21 protein-coding genes and 2 pseudogenes are annotated in these 23,182 nt (G+C 42.7%); 8 read left to right on the top strand and 15 right to left on the bottom strand.

What is annotated here, in order from left to right:
- Window positions 1-363 precede the first annotated feature (363 nt).
- Entirely contained in the window at window positions 364-744 is a 381-nt protein-coding gene (locus DYE26_RS27970) for a DUF805 domain-containing protein (RefSeq protein WP_036619622.1), read from the bottom strand.
- Window positions 745-1,114: 370 nt separating this feature from the next.
- On the opposite strand from DYE26_RS27970, the gene DYE26_RS27965 reads away from it, so the two are divergent.
- On the top strand, window positions 1,115-2,011 hold the full coding sequence (locus tag DYE26_RS27965) for a LysR family transcriptional regulator (RefSeq protein WP_036627501.1): 897 nt from the start codon (window positions 1,115-1,117) through the stop codon (window positions 2,009-2,011).
- 130 nt (window positions 2,012-2,141) lie between these two features.
- Here DYE26_RS27965 and DYE26_RS27960 read toward each other — a convergent pair whose 3' ends face one another.
- A complete protein-coding gene (locus tag DYE26_RS27960) occupies window positions 2,142-2,663 on the bottom strand; it encodes a TetR/AcrR family transcriptional regulator (RefSeq protein ID WP_036619620.1) in 522 nt (173 codons plus the stop codon).
- A 119-nt stretch (window positions 2,664-2,782) separates the two neighbouring features.
- Between DYE26_RS27960 and DYE26_RS27955 the strand changes: the two genes are divergently transcribed.
- The 5 genes from DYE26_RS27955 to DYE26_RS27935 all read left to right on the top strand — a co-directional run bounded on the left by DYE26_RS27955 (window position 2,783) and on the right by DYE26_RS27935 (window position 7,408).
- Window positions 2,783-3,235 carry a MarR family winged helix-turn-helix transcriptional regulator gene (locus DYE26_RS27955; RefSeq protein ID WP_082207660.1) on the top strand — a complete coding sequence of 151 codons (453 nt, stop codon included), beginning with the start codon at window positions 2,783-2,785 and terminating at the stop codon, window positions 3,233-3,235.
- Window positions 3,236-3,296: 61 nt separating this feature from the next.
- On the top strand, window positions 3,297-4,394 hold the full coding sequence (locus DYE26_RS27950) for a saccharopine dehydrogenase family protein (RefSeq protein WP_051985245.1): 1,098 nt from the start codon (window positions 3,297-3,299) through the stop codon (window positions 4,392-4,394).
- Window positions 4,391-5,773, top strand: coding sequence for an MFS transporter (locus DYE26_RS27945; protein WP_036619618.1), 1,383 nt, complete (start codon window positions 4,391-4,393; stop codon window positions 5,771-5,773). The genes DYE26_RS27950 and DYE26_RS27945 overlap by 4 nt, the downstream gene beginning before the upstream one ends.
- Window positions 5,774-5,863: 90 nt before the next feature.
- Window positions 5,864-6,193, top strand: a complete 330-nt coding sequence (locus DYE26_RS27940; protein ID WP_036619616.1) for an ArsR/SmtB family transcription factor — start codon at window positions 5,864-5,866, stop codon at window positions 6,191-6,193.
- Window positions 6,194-6,298: 105 nt separating this feature from the next.
- Window positions 6,299-7,408, top strand: a complete 1,110-nt coding sequence (locus DYE26_RS27935) for an NADH:flavin oxidoreductase (RefSeq protein WP_036619614.1) — start codon at window positions 6,299-6,301, stop codon at window positions 7,406-7,408.
- 171 nt (window positions 7,409-7,579) lie between these two features.
- On the opposite strand, the gene DYE26_RS27930 is transcribed toward DYE26_RS27935, so the two are convergent.
- The 4 genes and pseudogenes from DYE26_RS27930 to DYE26_RS27915 form a co-directional block, all read right to left on the bottom strand.
- Window positions 7,580-8,026: an acetyltransferase gene (locus DYE26_RS27930; protein WP_036619612.1), complete on the bottom strand. Its 447-nt coding sequence runs from the start codon at window positions 8,024-8,026 to the stop codon at window positions 7,580-7,582.
- 687 nt (window positions 8,027-8,713) lie between these two features.
- Window positions 8,714-9,148, bottom strand: a complete 435-nt coding sequence (locus DYE26_RS27925) for an SRPBCC family protein (protein WP_036619609.1) — start codon at window positions 9,146-9,148, stop codon at window positions 8,714-8,716.
- Between the two features lie 236 nt (window positions 9,149-9,384).
- Window positions 9,385-9,558, bottom strand: a pseudogene (locus tag DYE26_RS27920) (MFS transporter); the annotation flags it as partial.
- A gap of 161 nt (window positions 9,559-9,719) precedes the next feature.
- A complete protein-coding gene (locus DYE26_RS27915) occupies window positions 9,720-10,133 on the bottom strand; it encodes a MerR family transcriptional regulator (RefSeq protein ID WP_036619606.1) in 414 nt (137 codons plus the stop codon).
- Window positions 10,134-10,290: 157 nt separating this feature from the next.
- Between DYE26_RS27915 and DYE26_RS27910 the strand changes: the two genes are divergently transcribed.
- Both DYE26_RS27910 and DYE26_RS27905 read left to right on the top strand, forming a co-directional pair.
- Complete coding sequence (locus tag DYE26_RS27910) at window positions 10,291-11,331, top strand: NAD(P)-dependent alcohol dehydrogenase (protein WP_036619604.1); 1,041 nt, start codon at window positions 10,291-10,293, stop codon at window positions 11,329-11,331.
- Between the two features lie 234 nt (window positions 11,332-11,565).
- Window positions 11,566-14,157, top strand: a complete 2,592-nt coding sequence (locus DYE26_RS27905) for a glycosyl hydrolase (protein ID WP_036619602.1) — start codon at window positions 11,566-11,568, stop codon at window positions 14,155-14,157.
- Between the two features lie 46 nt (window positions 14,158-14,203).
- Here the strand turns inward: DYE26_RS27905 and DYE26_RS34990 are convergent.
- The 9 genes and pseudogenes from DYE26_RS34990 to DYE26_RS27860 form a co-directional block, all read right to left on the bottom strand.
- Window positions 14,204-14,332, bottom strand: a pseudogene (locus DYE26_RS34990) (PTS glucose transporter subunit IIA); the annotation flags it as partial.
- Between the two features lie 417 nt (window positions 14,333-14,749).
- Window positions 14,750-16,564, bottom strand: a complete 1,815-nt coding sequence (locus tag DYE26_RS27890) for an ABC transporter ATP-binding protein (RefSeq protein WP_115311338.1) — start codon at window positions 16,562-16,564, stop codon at window positions 14,750-14,752.
- Window positions 16,565-16,580: 16 nt separating this feature from the next.
- Window positions 16,581-17,741 (bottom strand): ABC transporter permease subunit, encoded by a 1,161-nt coding sequence (locus DYE26_RS27885; protein ID WP_036619599.1) that lies wholly within the window; start codon window positions 17,739-17,741, stop codon window positions 16,581-16,583.
- Window positions 17,742-17,743: 2 nt separating this feature from the next.
- Complete coding sequence (locus DYE26_RS27880; protein WP_036619597.1) at window positions 17,744-18,922, bottom strand: ABC transporter permease subunit; 1,179 nt, start codon at window positions 18,920-18,922, stop codon at window positions 17,744-17,746.
- Window positions 18,919-19,803, bottom strand: a complete 885-nt coding sequence (locus DYE26_RS27875) for an ABC transporter ATP-binding protein (protein WP_036619595.1) — start codon at window positions 19,801-19,803, stop codon at window positions 18,919-18,921. Before DYE26_RS27875 ends, DYE26_RS27880 begins: the two co-directional genes overlap by 4 nt.
- A gap of 18 nt (window positions 19,804-19,821) precedes the next feature.
- Window positions 19,822-20,265, bottom strand: coding sequence for a hypothetical protein (locus DYE26_RS27870; protein ID WP_036619593.1), 444 nt, complete (start codon window positions 20,263-20,265; stop codon window positions 19,822-19,824).
- Window positions 20,262-21,098 carry an insulinase family protein gene (locus DYE26_RS27865; protein WP_036619592.1) on the bottom strand — a complete coding sequence of 279 codons (837 nt, stop codon included), beginning with the start codon at window positions 21,096-21,098 and terminating at the stop codon, window positions 20,262-20,264. The genes DYE26_RS27870 and DYE26_RS27865 overlap by 4 nt, the downstream gene beginning before the upstream one ends.
- A 74-nt stretch (window positions 21,099-21,172) precedes the next feature.
- Entirely contained in the window at window positions 21,173-21,388 is a 216-nt protein-coding gene (locus DYE26_RS33205; RefSeq protein ID WP_127463451.1) for a hypothetical protein, read from the bottom strand.
- Window positions 21,389-21,475: 87 nt separating this feature from the next.
- On the bottom strand, window positions 21,476-23,056 hold the full coding sequence (locus DYE26_RS27860) for a radical SAM/SPASM domain-containing protein (protein WP_036619591.1): 1,581 nt from the start codon (window positions 23,054-23,056) through the stop codon (window positions 21,476-21,478).
- Window positions 23,057-23,182: the final 126 nt, after the last annotated feature.

Genomic DNA, 23,182 nt, shown 5'->3' with positions numbered 1-23,182 from the left:
TCTCTCGAGCTTGTCTGTTTCTCTGCTTCCTGATTAAACGGGACAATCGTGCAAAGCGTCCGGGCAGCGGGTATAGATCTGCCGCCCCCCCACTTCCCGAGCTTTAAGCTTTCAACGCCCTTCCCGTATTTCTTGCCACAATCGTTTTTTGATTTGACTGGCAAGCAAAGATTATAAGGTTGAGCCAGACACCTCTTCTGTCCGCCTATCTTAATTCTTTGAACACCTCCGGCTCAAGGACTCAAGCTGATTTTTGCTCTGCGAAAGTTGAGTTATAAATTCCACAATGTCGTTGAGACGAAAAAATCACAGGCAAGCATGCCTGTGATTCCTTCATTTAGCGTGGGCAAAAACATTCGTTAATTATTGTGCGAATGTATTATGTACGGGATCGTAAGCTTTAGGATTCGGCCCGTATTTGTTATCGCCCGGCTCGCTGTCAAGGCAATAAAATACGAGTAAAATGATGCCGCCGACGATCGGAATCAGCCCGAGCAAAATCATCCATCCGCTTTTTCCGATATCATGCAGTCTGCGAACCCCAACCGCCAGGGAAGGCAGCAAAATCGCCAGAGCGTAAATGTACCCTAAAATCGTACCTACACTTACATCAATGAGTCCTCCCACAAACCCAAGGATGAACGATACGATCACGTTGAACAGGGCAAACATCCAAAATTCCTTGCGCCTTGCTCTCCCTTGAAATCCGACGTAGTTTTTCAATACCTTCAAATACCATTGCATGTAAAACTCCACCTCTTCTTAAATTGATTGTTAGCTTTTGCCCTCCTGCTTTAGAATATATCGGATTACTTTCAGAAATATTAATAAAATTCTTGTTAAATCAGCAAAAAAGTCCTGGTATTTTCAACCGCACCAGGACCGCCATAGTTCCTTAGCACCAAGGAGTCGAATACCTTCAAACGAAATTCCCGTTCCAAAAAAGCGGCCTTAATGCGGTGTAGTCCGCTTCCCCTTGTTTTTCCCATAGTATGCCCTACCGCACTTATCAAAAATATTTTTTGCTGCTATGATTATATACAGCGAACATAGATAAATAAAATGAATGTTTATGATGATTTGCATTTATTTTTTTCATATTAAAGGAGAGGCCATGAGTCTGCAAAAATACGAGATTTTGCTCAAGGCGGTTGAAACGGGAAGTTTGACAAAGGTAGGGGAGCAGCTGAATTTGACCCAATCTGCGGTCAGTCACGCGATTTCCAGTCTGGAGCAGGAACTGGGGCTCACCTTGCTCATCCGAAACCGTTCGGGGGTCCGCCTGACAAGCAGCGGAGAACGGTTGATTCCCTATTTTCAAGGCATTTTGCAACTGAAGGAAAGGTTGTATCAAGAGATCGCCCTGATCAAGGGATTGGTGGCGGGCACCGTTAAGCTCGGCGTCTTCTCAAGCGTATCGATCCAGTGGCTGCCGGGAATGGTGAAGGCTTTTAACTCGAAGTTCCCCCATATTGAAGTGAAGCTGTACGATGGCCATTATCAAGAAATCGAGCAGTGGCTTGCCACCGGCCAAGTCGATCTAGGTTTTGTCAGTTTGCCCACACTGCAGCCGCTTGATGTAACCGAGCTAAAAAAAGACCGGATGCTCTGCGTTCTCCCTCCCGGTCATGCTCTGGCCGGCCAGTCCAGCATTTGCTTGGACCAAATCATCAACGAGCCTTTTATTATACCGATCTCCGGCTGCGACACGGATGTCCGGCGGATTTTCATGAAGTATAAGGGGCCGCTAAATATCAAATATGAGCTGGAAAATGATCATGTCATTATGTCCATGGTCGAGCAGGGTCTGGGGATCAGCATTCTCCCGGAAATGGTCCTCGCCCAGATGCCTTACAACCTGTGCCTGCGGCCGTTGGAAGGCGAACATTACCGGACGATCGGGCTTGCCGCGATTTCCAGGGACAATCTCTCCCCGGCAGCCGCTAAAATGTTTCAATTCATAACGGAACGGATCCATGCATCATCGGATTTGACCTGCGACAGCGCCTAGGACGTCAATGGAAGATAAGGATTCCGAAAGGTTCCGGAGCAACGGACCGGTGACCGGAAAATCCATCCGCTCATGAACGTACAGCAAAGCCCCCCACTAGATACCAAGATCGGGGATTCGGCCGGGGACGTCAAAATTCCTTTAATTCCGGCATGTCGATCGCGACGGATATATTGCATAACATTCCCCTTGCCAGAAACAGCATCGTCCGCTCCTCCGGATTTTCGCTGCCGATTCCGCGAAACGCCTCCAGAACCATTTGGCGGACTTCGCCGAACCCTTGCCGCATCGCGTTCTTGATGGAATCCTCCGGGATCGTCTGGGCCTGCATCTGCAGCATGATTTCATTTTTATAAGATGCCAAAATATCCTCGTACGCCGCAATCAGCCCGCCTTCCAACTGTTCCGGAGACGCCGTTTCGACGACTTGCCGAAAAGAGCGGATGACCCTGGACCATGAAACTTCAAGCGCGGCCAAAAGCAGGGCTTCCTTGCTCTTAAAAAAACGAAATACGTAAGGCTGGGATATCTGCGCCCGTTCCGCAACCTGCGCGGTCGTCGCCCGAAAATAACCGATTTCGGAAAAAACTTCGATCGCCGCAGAAATAATCTCTTCCTTCCGATTCACCGAGGTTGCGCCGTTTTTTGCCATATTTCTCTCCGCCTTTTTTAGTTGTAATTGATTAATCAATAGTTTATACAAAATTTCTCTTGGAGTAAACAGAATTTCCGGTGCTTGACATCATTTAGTTTAATTACTAAACTAAAATCATGGAAAATCAAGCAGAAACTCACCGTAATCCGGCTGTGATCAAAAATTTAAGACGCTTTATTGTACAGCTCGGGCGGCTGGAAAAACATCCGTTTGTTTTCGGAAAGGCGGGACCTTTAACGCCTGGCGAGATTCATACCATCGATGCGATCGGCCCGGAAGGAGGCGTATTCATGAGCGAGGTGGCCCATCGGCTGGCCATCACCAAGGGGGCCGTGACGCAAATGATCCTCCGTCTGGAGGAGAAAAATCTCGTAAGGCGGACGCCGAATCCGGCCGATTCCCGAAGCACGCTCGTTTCCTTGACGGATGCGGGCCTTGAGGCTTACCGCGCCCACGAGGCGATGCATTTGAACTTTATACGCGATTTGAGCTCGCAGCTCGACGAGCGGGAAATCGAGATCTTCGATAAGTGCCTGGAAAAGCTCTGTCGTCATCTGACGACGGAGTAATTTTTGCACGAATAGTTTAGTAACTAAATTAAAATCCAATTTGAAAATGAGGGGATCAATGATGAAACAGGGTATTGTCGTTGTAGGCGGCTATGGGCAGGTTGGTCAGGTCGTCTGCCATGAACTCGCAAAATTCTTCCCCGGCAACGTATATGCTGCCGGCCGATCATATGAAAAAGCCAAACGCTTTTCGGATGATCAAGGGGGGCGCGTGCTTCCTTTGCAGATGGATATAAACGAAGGGATACCGGAGGACTTTTTTCAAGATGTTTCCTTGGTGGTAATGTGCCTTGATCTGCGGGATACGGGATTTGTCCAGGCCTGCATCGACCACCAGGTCGATTACGTCGATATCACGGCCGACTATTCGGTCATAGCGGGCATCGAAAAGCTCAGCCCCGCCGGATCCACCGTCGTTTTAAGCGTCGGACTCGCCCCCGGCCTGACCAATATGCTGGCCAAACAAGGCAAACAGCGGCTGGATACGGCCCGGCTGGCGGATATTTATGTTTTGCTCGGTTTGGGGGAGGCGCACGGGCGGGCCGCCATTGAATGGACGATAGACAATTTGGCGGCCGATTTTTCCGTGCTGGAGTACGGCAGGAAACGTCAGGTGGCAAGCTTCACCGAAGGTAAAAAAACGCGTTTTCCCGCCCCATTTGGACAACGGACGGCATACCGGTTCAACTTCTCGGATCAGCATGTCATCCCCCGTACGTTGGATATCCCCTCCGTATCCACGCGTCTTTGCTTCGATTCCCCGCTGGTGACGCGCACGGCGGCGGGTTTAAAACGTGCGGGCGGTCTCGGCTGGCTCGAGCGGCCCTCGATCCGAAATAAAGCGGTCGACCTCATGGAATCGTGGCGGTGGGGCTCGGAGAATTTTGCGGCAAAAGTTGACGTTTGGGGTGAAAAGGATGGCCGTCAGACGATTTATCAAGGTTCGGTGTGCGGCGTTAGAGAAGGTTATGTTACGGGAAGGGTCGCGGCGTATGTAGCCGAAAAATTGGCCCGGGAGCGCCAGCCCTTTGGGGTATTTCATAGCGAAAAACTTTTTCAGCCTGCAGAATTATTTATGGAGCTGGAAGACGTTATTACGTTGGAGGAGCGAATCATTGACATCGAAAGTCATGAAGAAAAAGGCGGGATGGCTCGATGAGATCCTATTTTCAGACCGCCAACCGCCACTTTATCATGATGACCGCCATATGCACGGGGGCATTCGTTTCTCATTTTACGGCCGGCGTCATGAACACCTCCCTTCCTTATCTCGCGGAGACATTTCGCTCGGACCTTGGCGCCGTGCAATGGGTTACGATCGGCTATCTGCTAACCGTCGCCGCCCTGCTCCCTGTGATGGGCAGCTTGGGGGACCGGTTCGGCCATCGCTTTATTCATAATCTTGGTTATATTCTGTTTACCGTCAGTTCACTGCTGGCCCCCTTCTCGCCGGACATCCGGCTGTTGCTCGGCGTTCGCATCATGATGGCTGTCGGTGCGTCCATGTTTCAGGCTACCAATATGGCGCTGATTACGATTCATACCCCTGCCGACAGAAGGGGCCGGTCCCTTGGCGCCGTCAGCGCCGCAGTTGCCGCCGGGGCCATGCTGGGACCGATCGCCGGCGGTTTTATAGCGGAGCGGCTGCCTTGGGAATGGCTGTTCCTCATCCATGTCCCTTTGATTTTGGCGGCTAGCTTGCTAGCCATACGCTACATTCCCGCCCGTGGACAGGCGCAAAAATCCGGCAAGCCTGATATCGCGGGTTTGGTTTTGTTTGCTGGAGGAACGGCGGTAGCCGTCGCCGGGGTCTCAAACGTTCACGCTTGGGGTTTTATGTCCGTCAAAAGCCTCCTTGCCTTTTTTGCCGCTGCCGGCTCGTTTGCGTTTTTCGGGCTGTGGGAGCGGCGTTGTCCCAAACCGTTCCTGGCCATGGCGTCGTTCCGAAGCCCGGCTCTGTCTCACGGACTCATCATCAGCTGCGGTACGTTTGCCGTTGCCAATATCGCGTTAGTCGTCATGCCTTTTTATTTGACGCGGGTCGCCGCGCTTTCGCCGCTCTGGTCCGGTTACGTCCTTATCGCCTATCCGGTTTGCATGGCATTGTCCGGGCCTCTTGCCGGTGCTTTGTCCGACCGTTACGGCTCCCTCCCACTGATAGGGAGCGGCTTGTCTTGCATGGGAGCGGCTTATCTGGGCTTGATCTTATTTCCGGAACAGCTTCCGATCGCTGCAATCTTGTTAATTCTGGCCTTCCTCGGATTTGGCATGGGCATGATCGCCTCCCCGGTCAACAACTATATCTTTGCCCATGTGCCGGCCGGATTCATTGGTTCGTTCGGAGGACTAATCGCTTTGACGCGCAATGTCGGACTCGTGCTTGGTGCAGCTATAGGCTTAGGTTTTCTGAACGAATCCGCCGGGGAAACGCTCCGTTCTTATCAAACCGTCTTTACGATCGGCTTGGGAATTTGCCTGGCGTTGGTTTTCGTATTCGTCTCGTTAGGTTATCGGGCGGCAAGGGACGGCCGCGCATGAGACAACGGCTTGCGGCTAACCATTGAATCGTTTTTCACAGGCGAAACTTTTGGTATACTGTAACAAACAACTAGGAATGGGTGCTGCCTCATGAATAATGAAGATCTGATTGCCGTGCTGAAGGCTCTGTCGAACGAGACCCGCCTCAACATCCTTTGCTGGCTGCGGGAACCGGAAAAGCTGGACTGTAAACTGCCGGACGCCATAAAACAAGAGTTTCCCGGCAGCGTTTGCGTGGGGAACATTCAGGAGAAATCCGGACTGACGCAGTCGGTGATCTCCTCGTACCTTGCCTTAATGCAGAAGTCCGGCCTTCTGGAGTCCCGCCGCTATGGCCAATACACGTATTACAGGCTAAATGAAGCGGGGATCGCCGCATTTATGGAAGAGCTCGCCGCCAAACTGCAAACCGGGAGGTAACCCCAGGTTGCCCCGCAGGGTTGCATTTCGATCTATGCATCTATATATTTAGATGTATAGATATTGATTTTTACGACTTTATCCTAAATATAGGAGGAGAGAAATATGACCCAATCCAAAGCAGCAGCCCTGTTCAAGCCTTTTGAAGGAGGACGCCTGAAGCTGGACAATCGTATCGTCATGGCGCCGATGACCCGCTCCTTTTCGCCGGACGGCATTCCCGGACCCAATGTGGCCGGATATTACCGCCGGAGAGCGGAAAACGGCGTCGGCCTGATCATCACCGAAGGAACGCTCATTAACCATCCGGCGGCAGGGGCTGATCATGACGTGCCGCATTTTTACGGAGAAGCGGCGCTGGAAGGGTGGGCGCGCGTCGTCCGCGAAGTGCACGAAGCCGGCGGCAAAATCGCTCCGCAAATCTGGCATACCGGCACCGCCCGCGAGCACGAGAAATTTCCCGATTCGGACGCTGATCCAATCGGCCCGTCGGGCCTGAGCCTGACCGGCGAGCGGGTATCGGAGCCGCTGACGGTCAGCGAGATCAAAGAGCTTGTTCAGGCCTATGCCCAAGCCGCGGCCGACGCGAAACGCATCGGCTTCGACGCGGTGGAGCTCCATGGCGCGCACGGCTACCTGATCGATCAGTTTTTCTGGGAAGCGACCAACAAACGGACGGATGAATATGGCGGCGACCTGGTGGGCCGCACCCGCTTCGCCGTAGAAGTGATCGAGGCGGTGCGGGCCGCAGTTGGCCCCGATTTCCCGATCATCTTCCGCTTCTCGCAATGGAAGCCGGTCGATTACAGCGCCAAGCTGGCGGCGGCCCCGGAAGAGCTGGAGCGCTTCCTTGCACCGCTGTCCGCCGCGGGCGTCGACATCTTCCACGCCTCCACGCGCCGCTTCTGGGAGCCGGAGTTCGCGGGCTCGGACCTCAATCTTGCGGGCTGGACGCGCAAGCTCACCGGCAAGCCGGCGATCACGGTCGGCTCCGTCGGCTTGAACTCCGAGTTCACCAGCCTGTTCGAGTCCGGCAAAGGCGGCGAAACCGCCAGCATCGACAATTTGATCGAACGCCTGGAACGCGAAGAGTTCGATCTCGTCGCCGTCGGCCGCGCGTTGCTGACCGATCCGGCCTGGGCGGCCAAGATCAGGGACGGCCGTTTGGACGAACTGCAGCCGTTCACCCGCGAGGCGCTGGGCACGCTGAGCTGATTTTCGCCGAGCCGGATTGCAGGATGAGCCGGATTGCAGGAGTCCGCTCAACCTCCAAGACCTTTTCGGACCAGAGCCGAAAAGGTCTTTTTCAGTAACATTCGGTAAACCCCGGTTTGGATCAATTAGGGTCTCTGGGGTCCGTTAGCATTGTGACCCTAATAAAGACACCTAGCGGTTTTTTTCCAGGTGAAGCAGGGGATACGGCCGGCCCGAACCGTCCAATTCGGAGCGGCCGACCCGCACAAATCCAAGCCGTTTATAGAAGGTGCAGGCCCCGTCGTTCTGCTCGTTTACATCGACCTGCAGATTTGGGCCTTTTAGCTTTTCGGCATATTGGATCAAACGTCTGCCCGTTCCCTTTCCATGGTAATTCGGATCGACAAACAGCATCTCGATTTTCGCTCCATCAAGCCCGATAAACCCAATAGGTTCCGAACCTTCTTTTAATTCAACCCAAATCTCAACTTCCTTTAAGGCCCCGTTTTGAACCAGTTGCCGGTAAAATTCAAGATCTTGCCCGGCCAAAAATTTGTGCGTATGTACTACGGCTTGATACCAAATCTCTACTAATTGATCGTGATACTTTTCCTGATAAGGAACAATGAGGTAAGACAATTTTCCATCCCTTCCTTTCTTCATACTATTACCAGTTTAAAAGGGATAATGGACAAAAGAAAGACCGGGGGCTTTATATAAAAATCCGGCGGTAAGTTCCCGGAGCCTGATGATTACATCGCTCTGATTGGAAAAATCCAATAGAATGGGAGATGAAGCAGAACGTAAGCAGCTAGATTGGATATTTCCAATAGATTAGGCTTAGCAGGCCTAAAATGGGGAATTTGTGCGACATCTATTGGATTTCTCCAATAAGAGGCCCAAATAGCGTTCGATTTCCGGCAAGCTATTGGATTTTTCCAATGTGAGGTGGAGTGGGTTACGGTCAGTTCTGCGGTATGGTGCATGAAACTCTCGCTAACGGTTGTAGTCGCGCCTAATTAGCTGAAAAGACGAGAATTTTATTTCTAACGGTTGCAGGCGAGCTTATATGGTAAAAAGGGCTACGAATTCGCAGAAAAAGGGCTAAATAAGCTCTGCTACATCCGTTAAATTGGAGTTCCCCTCCATTTTGCCAAAATAACGGCAATTGCAACCGTTAGAATGACGGCCTCACTTGAAAGAGCTGTGCCTTTTCCCCTCGAGAAGAAAAGACGCGTCCGGATTGATTGTCCACAGACGACCAAGTCATAAAGTAAAGCGCATACCAACATTGGCATGCGCTTTTAAGGTTGCGACAAGTTTTTTTTATTCCACTTTGGCACCTTCCGCATATTTTTTGAAATTGTCCAAAATCGCCTGCCACCCGGCTTGCTGCATCTCGATAGCGTTAGTCTCCTCGGCTTCAAACACTTCGATGATTTTCGTGTCGTCCCCTTGGCGGATAAAATCGATCTTCACCTTTCTGCCGTCGCCTAGCGTATAAGAAATGCTCTCGTTCATATTCACCTCGTCATATACTCCACCGAAATCAAATCCAAAGCTGCCGTCTTTAGCTTCCATTCTCGAAACGAATTTACCGCCGGCTCTCAGATCATTTTCCGCGTATGGCGTATGCCAGTCATCGGAAGCCTGATTCCACTTCGTAATATGCTTCGGTTCCGTCCAATACTCCCACACGCTTTCGACAGGAGCATGAACGATTGCTTCCACTTTGATCGTTACCGGATTGCCATTACCCATGACATAACCTCCATGTTTAAATATCTTAACCCCCAGTATTCCCACCCGCCATTCACTGCGAAACCTCGTGAAACCTGAGAAACGATTTTACTCACGCCTATTTTAGCATGTACGCGGCAGCCGGATTTCTTACAGATTGCTATTGTTCTCCGTTGATTTACTTATAAATTTTATATCGACTCTAAATCGGTTACCGTTTTTTCGTAATAGACCATCTTATGGAAAATTGCGTGCCGCTTTTCTTCAACAGGCATAGACGGCACAAATAGTAAAGTGGCAATGAATACAATAGCATTTACAATAGCAAAGAAAGCCATCGCCATTTCATACGAAACGGCACTATCCAAATAACTGGCGATCGGTACGCTGGCTACCATACCGGCAGATACTCCTATAAATACCTTCGCAACTCCATAATCCCCCCCTTTGTAATATTTACAGGATTGAGTATAAGGGCTAGAGTTAACTCTATGGCTAGAGGAAACGCGCGTTTGATGGCTACGACGATAAATATTACAAACAAAACCACCTGCAATTCATACGGAGTTATGAATTACTAGGTGGTTTTCTGTTAATTAGCCATAAGACTCCCAATGTTGTTCTTATGAATATCTTCCGTTCCGGCATCCAGCGCGGTCTTGTAATAGAAGCACTTATGTTCGATGACTGCCAGCGTTTTTTTAAGTTCTTCCATCTGCGCTTCTACAGCAGCTTTTCGTTCCAGAAACATGTCATATCTTTGTTGCAAGGTGGCGTCCCCTTCAGAACACCAGTCAATAAAATTTTTAATTTCCTTGATCGGCATCCCCGTGGATTTTAGACATTCTATTATTTTTAAAGCTTCGATATCGGATTCTTTAAACAAACGTGTTCCGCTGGCTGTCCGTTCTACAAAAGGGATAAGTCCTTCTTTGTCGTAGTAACGCAAGGTATATGGCGTTAGATTCAGTTCTTTGGCAACTTCGCTGATCGAATATGTCTTCAACTTGGCTCTTCCTTTCATAAAAAAATATAGACCTCGAGCTAACTCTAATATATAAAACAACTATACCATAAAATCGGCACTTGACCTAGAGTTAACTCTAAGGAGTAAAATCTGTTTTGTAAGGGATTGTAAAAAATAATGATAGGAGGATTTATGAATGATTACCGCTAAAGCACGCGCTGTCGATGGTCCGGACAAACCGTTTCGAGAGGCTGAAATTAAAAGACGTGATCTTGATTCACATGATGTTTTAATTGAGATTAAATATGCAGGAATCTGCCATTCCGACATCCATACGGCTCACGGGGAATGGGGACCTGTAAACTATCCGCTCGTACCCGGACACGAGATTGCGGGAATTGTCACGGCTGTAGGACCTAATGTCACGAAATACAAGGTCGGTGACCGGGTTGGGGTAGGATGTATGGTCGACTCCTGTGGCGAATGTGAGAACTGCCGAAAAGGGGAAGAACAATACTGCCTTAAAGGAAATGTCCCGACCTACGCGGGTGTGGACAAATACGGCGAACCAACTCAAGGCGGCTACTCTACCCATATTGTCGTCACTGAGGACTTCGTTGTCAGAATTCCCGACAGCATTGAGCTTGATGTCGCAGCACCATTACTTTGTGCAGGTATTACGACATATTCTCCGTTAAATCACTGGGGAGCTGGCCCGGGTAAAAAAGTAGCTGTTGTCGGTATGGGCGGTCTTGGTCATATGGCTGTGCAAATTGCCCACGCCATGGGTGCTGAGGTCACCGTGCTGTCACAATCATTGAAGAAAAAGGATGATGGCTTGCAATTAGGCGCAGACAACTACTATGCCACAAGCGATCCGGAAACATTCGAAAAGCTTGCCGGGCACTTTGATTTGATTATAAACACGGTAAGCGCCAGCATCGATTTGGATGCTTATTTCGGACTGCTCACGCTTGACGGAACTTTGGTGAACGTCGGTGCCCCTGGAGAGCCGTTGTCCCTAAATGTCATGTCCCTCATCGGTCACCGCCGTTCATTTGCAGGCTCCATGATTGGAGGCATCCGTGAGACCCAGGAAATGTTGGATTTTTGCGCAAAACACAACATTGTTCCTAAGATCGAGGTGATCTCGGCCGACCAGATTGATGAAGCCTATAAACGAGTGTTAGCTTCGGATGTGAAATATCGGTTCGTGATTGACACTAGCACAATGTGAGTTGTGTAAATAATTTATATAAGTGATTTCATTTTGAAGGTGTCTCAAAAGCGAAGCTTTTGGGGCATCTTCAACTTAACTTATGACTTGAACTTTGTTCAAGATGCAGAAATATTTCAATTTTCATATATTTACATAATTTGGTACATGTGCTATATTTACTGTAAATCGCCGCCATGAGTTGATAGATTTCGCGATTATTTTTCATATTTTACATGGAAAGGAATGATGATAATGAAAAATTTGCTGAAAAAAGTAAGCGCAATCATGCTGGCATTTACTCTGGTATTTACTCTGCTGCCTGGATTGATGACAGCGCCCGTTCATGCAGACAGTCCGAGTCCGCTTTTCACCATTGAAGGCGAAGATGCTCAGCTTACCTCCGATCTTCAAGTGGCGACTGAAATTTACGGACAACCTAAGCCCGGATTCTCGGGGAGCGGGTTTGTCTGGATGCAGAATTCCGGTACAATCACCTTCACAGTGACCGTCCCGGAAACCGGCATGTATGCAATCTCCACCCGGTATATGCAGGAGCTCAGTCCAGATGGCCGGCTTCAATACTTAACGGTTAACGGCGTTACCAAAGGCTCATATATGCTGCCCTACACAACCGAGTGGTCGAATTTTGATTTTGGCTTTCATAAGCTGAAGCAAGGAAGCAACACCATTCAACTGAAGGCCGGTTGGGGGTTCGCTTATTTTGACACCTTCACCGTGGATTACGCCGATCTTGATCCCTTGGATGTGCAGCCCGTTCTTACCGATCCTCTAGCCACGCCGGAAACGCAGACTTTGATGAATTATTTAACGGAGGTTTACGGCAACCATATTATCTCCGGCCAGCAGGAGATCTACGGAGGCGGGAATAACGGCAATTCTGAGCTGGAGTTTGAATGGATCTACAATTTAACCGGAAAGTATCCGGCCATCCGCGGCTTCGATCTTATGAACTATAATCCGCTCTACGGTTGGGAAGACGGCACAACCGAGCGGATGATCGATTGGGTGAATAACCGGGGCGGGATCGCCACAGCTAGCTGGCATATCAATGTGCCCCGAGATTTCAACGCTTATCAGCTCGGAGAGTTTGTGGATTGGAAGAACGCCACCTACAAGCCGACGGAAACCAATTTTAATACAGCCAATGCGGTGGTTCCCGGTACGAAAGAATATCAATACGTGATGATGACGATTGAGGATTTAGCCGAACAGCTGCTGATTCTGCAAGAAAACAATGTGCCGGTTATTTTCCGTCCTTATCATGAGGCGGAAGGCAACGGCGGATTGAATGGGGAAGGCGCGTGGTTCTGGTGGGCTTCGGCAGGCGCGGAGGTGTACAAGCAGCTCTGGGATCAGCTCTATACCGAACTTACGGAGACGTACGGCCTGCACAATTTGATCTGGACCTACAACAGCTACGTGTATAACACTTCTCCCGTATGGTATCCCGGCGACGACAAGGTGGATATTGTCGGCTACGATAAATACAATACGATCTACAACCGCCATGACGGTTTGTCCGGCGTCCTCAATGAAGATGCCATTACTTCGATTTTCTATCAGCTTGTTGACTTAACCGGCGGCACGAAAATGGTGGCCATGACGGAGAACGACACCGTTCCAAGCGTACAGAATCTGACGGAGGAAAAAGCGGGTTGGCTCTACTTCTGCCCCTGGTATGGCGAGCATCTCATGAGTACCGCCTTTAATTATCCGGAAACCCTGAAAACACTTTATCAAAGTGATTATGTAATTACCTTGGATGAACTGCCCGATTTAAAGGCCGGCAATGGAGCCCCCAGCGCATCCATCACACCTGCAAAGGTTGAATTCGACAAATACGCGCCGAGTCGAAGCGACATAGCCATCACCGTGAATTTTAACGGCAATACGTTAACCGCCCTTCGGGCAGGCACCAATGCATTGACCGAGAATCAGGACTATACCTTGAGCGGAAATACGCTGCTGCTGAAAAAAGAATTCCTGGCTGGGCTGCCGGTTGGCGAGCATTCGATCGTCTTTGATTTTAATCAAGGAAAAGATCCCGTATTAAAAGTCAAAATTGTCGATTCAACACCAAGCGCTGCGATTACGCCCGTGAATGCGACATATGATAAAGCGGAGAATCTGGGGCAGGATATTTCCGTATCCCTCACTTTAAATGGACACCAGCTTACTAACATAACGAATGGAAATTATGCTCTTACATCGGGCCAGGATTATACGGAATCAAGCGCTGCCGTCGTTCTGAACCAATCCTATCTTTCCACGCTGCCGCTGGGTCAGCATGCGATAACCTTTCATTTCAGCGGAGGAAATGACGCGGTTCTTACGGTAAATGTAGTGGACAGCAGTGCTCCTGTACCCGCGGGAGACTTGACGATCCAAGCTTTTAACGGCAACACGAGTGCCTCCACCAACGGAATTTCACCAAAATTCAAATTAGTCAACAACGGGGATTCGGCGATTCAGTTAAGCGAGGTAACACTCCGGTATTACTATACGATTGACGGGGAAAAAGCACAAAATTTCTGGTGTGACTGGTCCAGTATCGGAAGTGCCAATGTAACCGGCAAATTCATTAAACTGGCGACTCCGGTTGCCGGAGCCGATTATGCTCTGGAAATCGGCTTTACAAGTTCGGCTGGAACGCTTAACCCCGGCCAGAGCGCAGAAATTCAAGCACGCTTCTCCAAAACCGACTGGTCCAATTACAACCAGGCTGACGATTACTCGTTTAAGGCATCCAGCAATCAGTTCGTAAGCAATGAACAGGTTACCGGGTATATGAACGATCAGCTGGTATGGGGAATTGAGCCGTAAGGAGGTAAAAAAGGGTTGGAGCAGGGATTATCCCTTGTTCCAACCCTCAATCGGCCATTTCATGGCTTATGAGGCAGCCCCCTTTTTTGTAGAATTGCAACCCTTCTCCCATTGCTTTGCTGGAAAACGCTTCATCCTCTACTTCGTTTATAGGCACGTATTTGCCTACAACTGGCGAGGAAACTTCTAGAAAGGAAGTGTTTTCTTTCTTTTAAGCTATAGCCCTTAGAAAATAGGCCCAAGCAACATACTCATCTCCCGGTATAGGTGTGAGCACTAATGCAACGACAATTACGGAAATAGCTAAAAATGTAGGCGGTACGATTCTGCCCAAATCCTATGGCAAGACCGATGTTAGCGACAAGGTAGCCATTATTCCCCTTGCCGACCCTGCCCCGCAAAAAAGGTATCTTGTCTATCTCAAGGATTCTTTGGAGAGTTCGATCATCAGTGCTTTTGTTGACCATTTAATATCCTTTTAGAGGTAGTTCAAAAAGTCCGATTTTGATAAGAAATTCTTTCATCGAGGACAGATCAAGGATGAGCGCCGAAAGAATAAACTCCGTATTTCATTTACACAGCTAGAAACCTATTATACTAATACAGGCGTTGAAATCATCTCGCTCTGTATTTTATACAATCTAGCATATTCACCATCTTCATAAATTAGTTGATCATGACTTCCTTCTTCAATAATTCTTTTATCTTTTAAAACGAATATTTTATCTGCCAATTTTATAGTTGAAAACCTATGTGCAATTAAAAAACAAGTCCGATTTTCTACTATAAATTTGAAATTTTTGAACAAATCCTGTTCTGCTACCGCATCAAGTGAAGCAGTAGGTTCATCTAGTACTAGTATAGGAGCTTTTTTCATCAACGCTCTGGATATAGCTAATTTTTGCCATTGTCCTATGGATAAGTCCACACCGTCTGACCATTCTCTTTGCAAGTTGGTTTTATATTTTTGAGGTAATTTATTTATAAATTTATCCGCCTCTATCTGTTTTGCTGAATTCTCAATCATTCTAAAATTCTCAATATTACCTATATCCCCTAATCCAATATTTTTTTCAACACTAAGAGGATACTTTATAAAGTCTTGAAATACGGCACTTATTTGCTGATAAATGGAGCTTTTTTTATAACATTTCATGTTAACACCATCTATTAATATTTCACCAGATGTAGGCTCATATAAATTAGTTAAGAGCTTCATCAATGTTGTTTTACCTGCTCCATTTAACCCCACTATTGAATATGACTTATTAGCCTCTATTGTAAGATTTAAATCTTCAATAACATAAGTATCTGTATTGTTATATTTAAAATAAACATTTTTAAATTCTATTTTTTCAAAGTTACCATTAAAAACTTTCCCTTCTTCATTCTCGTCTTTGTTGATTTCTAATAACGAAAAAATACTTTCCATATAAAGACTATCTTCATACGCTGAAGATATCATATTCAAAGTACTTGTTAGAGTATATTTCAGGTTTTCTATAGCTGATATATACATTGTTAAAGAGCCAATTGATAATTTTTGTTTAATTGCTATTATAACAACATAAATCATAGTCACATAGGTAATGACGTTTTCAAACGTATCCACCCCCATTCTTTGAATGCTGAATTTTCTTCTGATTTTTTTATCCTCATTGATATTTTCACTGTAAACATCTAAAATCATATTTTTCAGATATTCCCCGACATGAAATAACTTAATTTCTTTAATGTTTTCATTTTTTATACATATAGTCTTTAAATAATTTACCAATCTTAATTTTTCATAACGGGTGTTAAACACCTTAAACCATTTTGAAAGTATCTTAAAACTAATGAAAAATACCGGAATAGTTGATAAAAGACATAATACTAAAGTGGGAACATCAAAAATCACTAATATACTAATTATTCCTATAACACTTGTTGAATTTTTAATAATTTCCATTAGTGTTCGAAGAATACTCATAGAACGGCTGACAGATTGATCATTTGCTTTTAGAATTTTGTTATACATTTCTGAATTATCAAAATCAACTAAATCTAATGTGTTAATTTTATCCATAATTATTTCAAAAATACTTCTATTTAAATAACTAGCATAGATCGACTCTACGTATGAAGAGACATTAGCTAGTAAAGAACTTATTATTTTTACTGTAAAATGTAATAATAACCATAATAAAGCGAATTTTATTGAAGTAGTGTTTAAATTCCCCAATACATAAGCCACTTCATCAATAAATTTTTTCCATATGATTAAAGTTACTGGAAGAATTATACCTGCACTCAGATTTAATCCTACAATCACAAGAAACATTAAGTTAGAAGTTTGCCATAGTAAGCTTATTGTTTTAATAAAGACTTGATTAAATTGCTTAATTTTGCCGATTGCTATTTTCAAAAATGCCCCCTCCCCTTTAAACTTTATATACTCTTACATAAACTTTTCCAAGTACCCAGCTACCTCCGATAATCAGAACGAGACAAGCACTTAAAGCTAAAAATGGATATAAAATAGGCTGACCAAATAAATTATAAGAAATATATTTTGAAAAAAGACTTGCCCCACTTATGAACTGACTAGGAAATAACAGAAACAATTTGTTGAGCCATTCAATATTACTCATCGTAAACTGTGGGATCATAACAAACATAAATCCAGCTGTTAAGCTTGCAACACTATTCTTAATAGCAGCCGATAAAAGAGATAACATAATTACCAAGGAAATAGTCCCTAAAATTGTCGCAAAATAAGAAATAAATAAATATTGAAACGCGGTTAAATTAAAAGGGGTAAATACGAACTTGCTATCTACACTATTTAATGGAACAATCATGTTTTTAAAACTTCCATAGAACAATAGCCTAATTCCAGCATTTAATATATAAAATAAACTTGCAGTTATAATGGCATAAGTAATCACTGCATAAAGCTTCGCATATGCTATCTTTCGATGTCCGTTGACCGTAGATAAAATGATTTTATGGGTATTATTCGTATATTCATTAGAAAAGATAGTTGACGCCACCGCTAAAAGAATGAACTCCAGTAATATCAAGCCCGTTGATGTACAAAAACGAATCGCTGAGTACCAGCCTTGTTTTTCATAATATTTAGGTTGCTCTGCATGTAAAAGCAACCTTAAATTTTGGGAAGTATCTCTATATAAATAACTATCTGTGTTATTCTCCTTCTCTAACTTTGTAATTAATCGTGTAAGATAATTCACACTATTTGGAGATTCTGAAAAGTTAGGCTCTAACCCATTCCATTTTGCAGCATAATAAGTCGCTAATGAATAATTAAGTAAGAACTCCTTTTTTCGATGATCACTTTCATTTTGTGCCTGCATAAATGTTTCTTGTAAACCTTTGTACGCAAGAACAGTATCTTTGCTAATTTCCCCTTCATATTTTCTGGTATAATCAAGAAATGAATCTAAACCATCAACCTTTTTGTTATACTGATAAGCTTCTGCCAAGGCAAATAAACAGGTAATGACTATAAAACTAGCTGTAATAGCAAGGACTTTATTGCTTAGACACAGTTTTTTTAATTCAAACCAGTATAGACGCATTACTAAAAATCCTTTCTTCTATTGAAAAGTCTAATAAATATATAAAATAAGCAAATAAGCAGCACATCTAACACTACCATGATTGGTAGCTTCAATGTTGGTTGCCCTGCAATATTATAGCTTTCATAAGTAGAGAACAGATGGCTTATCATTAGTTGTTTAAAGGGGAAGGCTTCTTTGATCAGCCCAATCCCTCCATCTATGCTCGGGAGAAACAGAGGAATACATGTAAATACACCAGCTATAATGATACTTGTAACATTTGATTTACAAACTGAGGAAATAAATAAAATACATACAACAAGCAAACTGCTAGCCAAAATAGTTACTAAATACGCTGCCAACAACATTTCTAAGGCCGATAAATGATAGGGAGTAAATAAAAATTGCGAGATTGAGTTTAGGGGCATGTTCCACATTCTATAACCTTTATTTATAATTAAAAAGGCTAATATCGAAATGCTATAAATTAGCGTTATATATAAATAAGTAAAGCCTAACGAAGCCAGCACTTTACTTCTTGTAACTTTCTTATAGCCTGATTCTGTAGACAAAATAACGCGTTTTACGCCGGTTACTATCTCATTTGAAAATACAGGTCCTATTGCTAATATTGTTGTAACACTGATAAATATAGCCATGAAAGGAGATAATAAATAAAAAAACAAATCTTCCCAGTCATCTGTTTTATAAAATCCCGGAGCGCCTACATTTTCATATGACATAAGTTTTTTATATGTATCCTTTCCTGTAAAACTATTTTGCTGGCTATTTGCAACTATGTCCTGGTATTCTTTTTTCAAAATATTGAAAGATGTTCCTTCATCGTTATCTAACCACCACTTATGAGTTCTGTAAGCATTACTATAACTAAATTTGAAATATAATTCTCTGCGTATTTCAGGTGTAAGGTCTTTTGAAATTTTATTATTCATAATATAATGATTATCATTAAGTATAGAATCAATTTCTTGCGTTATCTTTACTGCTAATGCTTCATTAATTTCTCCCTTATAGGGCTCAAACAATTTGTAATATGCGTCAAGGTTACCTATAGTTTCACGTCGATCCAAAGTGCTTTGAATCCCAAACCCAGCTAAAAAAATAAATGTAATCAGTGCAAACAAAACTGCCGGTTTATTTTTCATTATTTTTTTAAATTCCATCTTCACCAAGTTCATAATTCCAATCCTTCCTTGGAAGCTTCTTTAAAAAATACCATATAAACATCTTCCAATGTTGGGATGACAGATACAGAATTGTCAGTAGGAGATATATCACTAATAACACGCATTAAAATTTTATTATCCTGATGCTTTACTCCAGAGACTTTTAATTTCTTTTCTAGCTGTGAAAACTCATTTTCTAGAACCTCTAACTCCCATACCCTCCCTCTCATGCTATCTATAATGGATTCTACACTTGCACTATTTATAATTTTCCCTTCTTCAATCATCATCACTTGATTCGCAATTCGGTCTATATCTGACACAATATGCGTAGATAAAATTACGATCTTATCCACTGAAAGTTCAGAAATCATATTTCTAAACCGTATACGCTCCATCGGGTCTAATCCTGCTGTAGGCTCATCCAAGATGAGCAGCTTAGGATCGTTTAGAAGAGCCCCTGCTAGCCCAAGTCTTCGCTTCATTCCCCCAGACAGTTTACCGCATTTTTTAGAAAGTACATTGGAGATATTCACCACCTCAGCCAATTCATCTATTCTGTGTTCTACTATATTTTTATTTAGATTTTTCAACGCAGCTATATATCGCAAAAACTCTCGAGCTGTAAAATGGGCATACAAGCCAACATCTTGTGGCAAATACCCAAGCTGTGATCTGTACTGATAGCTGGATTCTTTGATATCCTTGTGGTTCCACAGAATCTGTCCTCTAGTTGGCACAGAAATATTAGCTATAATATTCATAAGTGTTGATTTACCAGCACCGTTTGGACCAAGAAACCCATAAATTCCTGGTGTCAATTCAAGTGATATGTTATACAAAATCTGTACCTTTCCAAAACATTTATCAATACCTGATAATTTTATATCCATAGTTAGGCCCCTTTTCTTTCATATCTGATTTGTACCATGTATAATCACCGCTTTATAATCTTGATTAAACGTATTCCTTATATATTCGTTTATATCTATTAACGTAATATTTCTTAGAAGTGTTCCTATAGACTTGCAAGAATCAGAAAACCCAATCACCTCATGACCATGTAAAAAGTTGTTTATAAATGAATTAACCACATCATGAATATTATCCTTTTTTTCTTTAGTAATATATTGCATTGTTAAATCAATATCCGTAATATGCCCCTGAAGTTCTTGATCTGTAAAGTTTAGAAACTTGATTTGATTAATCAAAGATGTTACAAAATCTATCGATCTTCTAGAAAACATTACCATATCTGTATTTAATTTTATAGATAAGAAATAAAATTTGGGTGAGATAAATTTATCAGTTACTTCTATAGATTCTAACTTTATATTACAAATTGAATTAATCATTTTTTTAATAGGTTTTCAAACAAAGCTCTAACAAACTGCTCCTTCGAATCCATGCTCCGGTAGATGATGGGAAAATAAATTAAAAATTGTGTGCCAAATTTTTCACGATCATAAAGTTCTATTATTTTATTATTTTGATTTATCACAGAAGCTGGTTCTTTCTTTTTATATTCATTGTTTAAAGCATTATCAGATTTTTCGATATCAACAAATTCATTTATAAAATCTTGTATATTGGTATGAAATTTTGAGTCTACCGCAATAATTACAGCTAGATTATTTGTTGTGTAATTAAGTTCGATAAAAGACGTTAGATCTTGCTCTTTAAATTCGTCAATATATTTTAAATTTCCGATTGGAAGATTGTTTACAAATCCATTTGTAATGAACGATGTTATTTCCCTTTGCTGATCCCATCTTGCACAATGTTCTCGGTATTCTTCCTTAATATCTTTTCTAATTTTTGAAATCAAATAATCTTTAACCATATCTCCAGTAATCATTTTCTTTAATAGAGTAATTGCATCTATTACTCTTATATATTCATTTTCAGTTCTCAAAACCAATACAGTATTACTAAAGTCTGTGTACCCGCTGTAATGAAAGTGATTAGGATTTATTTCAGGATTTTCATTATTAAAAAACATATCGTGTTCTTTATACTCAGGGTAGGACAAACACATATGCTCAACTATGTGAGCAATTCCTTGCTGATCAACATTATCATCATTTGAGCCAGCTTTTATGATTAAGCAGATATAAGCTAATTCATAATTTCCTAAACTAATGTAAAGGTTCATTTTATTATTAAGTTTACTTATAAAGTTTTTCATAAATTATCTCCTCATATGAAAAAGAGAATAACAGGGAATGGCTAGATACTAACATGCCACCCCCTGTAATCCTATTAATTTCCACTTGCATCTGCTCTGTTATATTCTTTATTAGTATTACTACTGCTGCATGAGCAACTACAATCTTGCCAAGGAATCCAAAATGCTGTATTTTCTGCTCCGTTATGATTGCCCGAAGCTACATTGCAAGTACAACTACATTCAAACCAATATGCTACAGAATCTGTATTATCTTGCTGTCTGTTTAAAGGATTAATTACCTTCATCATACTTACGCACCTCCTTTCTTATAATGATTATATTGACCCACCTGCTACACAAATTTATAGTTTCAGGCGAGAAAATAACATATCTCATCAATAAACTTCTATATCATTTAAGTATTCCAATTTATAAGGTGTTTTCTCATAAACTGAATGATAGAATGAGAGTTCTCGTTCTGCAGCATGTCTTTGCACACGACATTTCTGATCCTTTGCATTTTTATCAAAACCATCCTTTGTATAACAGTTCACATAACATTGGCTGCACAAGCGAATAGCCCAACAATCAGAGCATTTCTCTGAAGATAAGTTAGAAAAGTCCTCTATATAATGTTTTCGTAGTTCCTTCAAATTAATACCGTCATATACATTTCCAATAGAGGGTGATAGACCAACTCTTTCACAAACATAGAAATCTCCCTTGGTATCTACATATAAGCGCCTCGAACCTGGTATGCAACATCCATTAAACGGATAAAAATCCTTAGGCTTATCAAAAATAAAACGTTTATGGATTTTTAAGAGGGATTCCTCGGCTGCAGATGCATAGATAGAATTACTTCCATTCCTTATCTTTTCATTTATCTCAGTCTGACCCTTCTGCCATATCCATAAAGGATTTATTGAACCCTGTTTTGTCTTATATTTGGAATCGTTACTGAGTTCCTGAATATGTTGTTCTTTATTAGGCACGCTGTCTTCTGCAGCATATCCAATACTTATATTTGTATCTTTAGGCAACCAAGAAAGATTTTCAAAAAAGTTATTGATACTTTCGATTTTAGTATAATTATAAGGTGGGGCTAATACTGAATTTATCGATATACTATTCTCGGTGCCTGAAAATGCATCAACTAAATGTTTTAAACCTCGTATAGCTTCTGAAAAAGTTCCTTTGCCATTTACATATTTTCTATATGAGTTCTGAACTTCCTCCGGACCATCTAAACTACAAACAATTCTTAAACCAGGAACTTCTGCAAAATACTTTGCAATTCTCTCTGTAATTAAAGTTAAATTAGTGGTAAGAGAAAAGGTTAATTCCTTGCCTATTATTGTTTTCCTTGAATAATCGATACACCACTTTAGTAGTCCAAAATTCATAAGAGGCTCTCCACCATAAAAAGTTATAGCAACCTCTTTTTCAGAATGTTCATTTGCATAATCGATCGCTTTCTTAGCCACAGTTTGGCTCATATCCTCATTATTAAAACTTCGATTATATATATAATCATCATTATATATACAATAGCCACATCTCAAATTACATTTACCAGTAAGCTCCAATATTAGTTGTGATAAATTATTATCAACCATATTTTCTAAATTTTCATAATGATTATAGGTGTATAACTTATTTAGTTTAGGTGCTTGTAACAAATTTTCTTCCATAACTACTTGTATAAATTCCTGAATAGACTTTGAGGAAATTGATACAGATTGATTTATAAATGACTCATAAGTTTCGCTGTTATTCCGATCAAATAGACAGTCCATGATTTTATATATCTCATCATCCAATAAAAGTACCTTCCCAGTTCCAGTATCATAAAAATAATTAGATGACTCAGTACTGAATAATTTCCCCAATCTGTATATATCCCCATGTTCCTTTTTGTCAAATAAATTATTCAACAATTGAGACTCCAACTCTGTAAGATAATAACTATTCACAGAAACCCTCCTATTAGTTCATAGAATATTTCTCCACATAATTGTAATCACATAGAGTGTTAAAAAAGTCACAAATATTTGTATGTATTTTCCAATCTGTACATTTCAAATAATATCACAATAAAA

Origin of the sequence: Paenibacillus macerans, assembly GCF_900454495.1 — a bacterium.
In the GTDB taxonomy this organism is placed as follows: Bacteria; Bacillota; Bacilli; order Paenibacillales; family Paenibacillaceae; genus Fontibacillus; species Fontibacillus macerans.
The sequence above is the reverse complement of the archived record's forward strand: the minus strand, read 5'-3'. Positions and strand labels throughout refer to the sequence as shown.

Excerpts from the sequence above, each read along its gene's own strand:
- DYE26_RS27885 (WP_036619599.1), bottom strand. The coding sequence starts at position 17,741 with ATGCGTCTATACTGGTTTGAATTAAAAAAACTGTGTCTAAGCAATAAA.
- DYE26_RS27950 (WP_051985245.1), top strand. The coding sequence starts at position 3,297 with ATGAAACAGGGTATTGTCGTTGTAGGCGGCTATGGGCAGGTTGGTCAG.
- DYE26_RS27960 (WP_036619620.1), bottom strand. The coding sequence starts at position 2,663 with ATGGCAAAAAACGGCGCAACCTCGGTGAATCGGAAGGAAGAGATTATT.
- DYE26_RS27970 (WP_036619622.1), bottom strand. The coding sequence starts at position 744 with ATGCAATGGTATTTGAAGGTATTGAAAAACTACGTCGGATTTCAAGGG.
- DYE26_RS27870 (WP_036619593.1), bottom strand. The coding sequence starts at position 20,265 with ATGATTAATTCAATTTGTAATATAAAGTTAGAATCTATAGAAGTAACT.
- DYE26_RS27945 (WP_036619618.1), top strand. The coding sequence starts at position 4,391 with ATGAGATCCTATTTTCAGACCGCCAACCGCCACTTTATCATGATGACC.
- DYE26_RS27880 (WP_036619597.1), bottom strand. The coding sequence starts at position 18,922 with ATGAACTTGGTGAAGATGGAATTTAAAAAAATAATGAAAAATAAACCG.
- DYE26_RS27905 (WP_036619602.1), top strand. The coding sequence starts at position 11,566 with ATGAAAAATTTGCTGAAAAAAGTAAGCGCAATCATGCTGGCATTTACT.
- DYE26_RS27965 (WP_036627501.1), top strand. The coding sequence starts at position 1,115 with ATGAGTCTGCAAAAATACGAGATTTTGCTCAAGGCGGTTGAAACGGGA.
- DYE26_RS27875 (WP_036619595.1), bottom strand. The coding sequence starts at position 19,803 with ATGGATATAAAATTATCAGGTATTGATAAATGTTTTGGAAAGGTACAG.
- DYE26_RS27955 (WP_082207660.1), top strand. The coding sequence starts at position 2,783 with ATGGAAAATCAAGCAGAAACTCACCGTAATCCGGCTGTGATCAAAAAT.
- DYE26_RS27940 (WP_036619616.1), top strand. The coding sequence starts at position 5,864 with ATGAATAATGAAGATCTGATTGCCGTGCTGAAGGCTCTGTCGAACGAG.
- DYE26_RS27910 (WP_036619604.1), top strand. The coding sequence starts at position 10,291 with ATGATTACCGCTAAAGCACGCGCTGTCGATGGTCCGGACAAACCGTTT.
- DYE26_RS33205 (WP_127463451.1), bottom strand. The coding sequence starts at position 21,388 with ATGATGAAGGTAATTAATCCTTTAAACAGACAGCAAGATAATACAGAT.
- DYE26_RS27925 (WP_036619609.1), bottom strand. The coding sequence starts at position 9,148 with ATGGGTAATGGCAATCCGGTAACGATCAAAGTGGAAGCAATCGTTCAT.
- DYE26_RS27865 (WP_036619592.1), bottom strand. The coding sequence starts at position 21,098 with ATGAAAAACTTTATAAGTAAACTTAATAATAAAATGAACCTTTACATT.
- DYE26_RS27935 (WP_036619614.1), top strand. The coding sequence starts at position 6,299 with ATGACCCAATCCAAAGCAGCAGCCCTGTTCAAGCCTTTTGAAGGAGGA.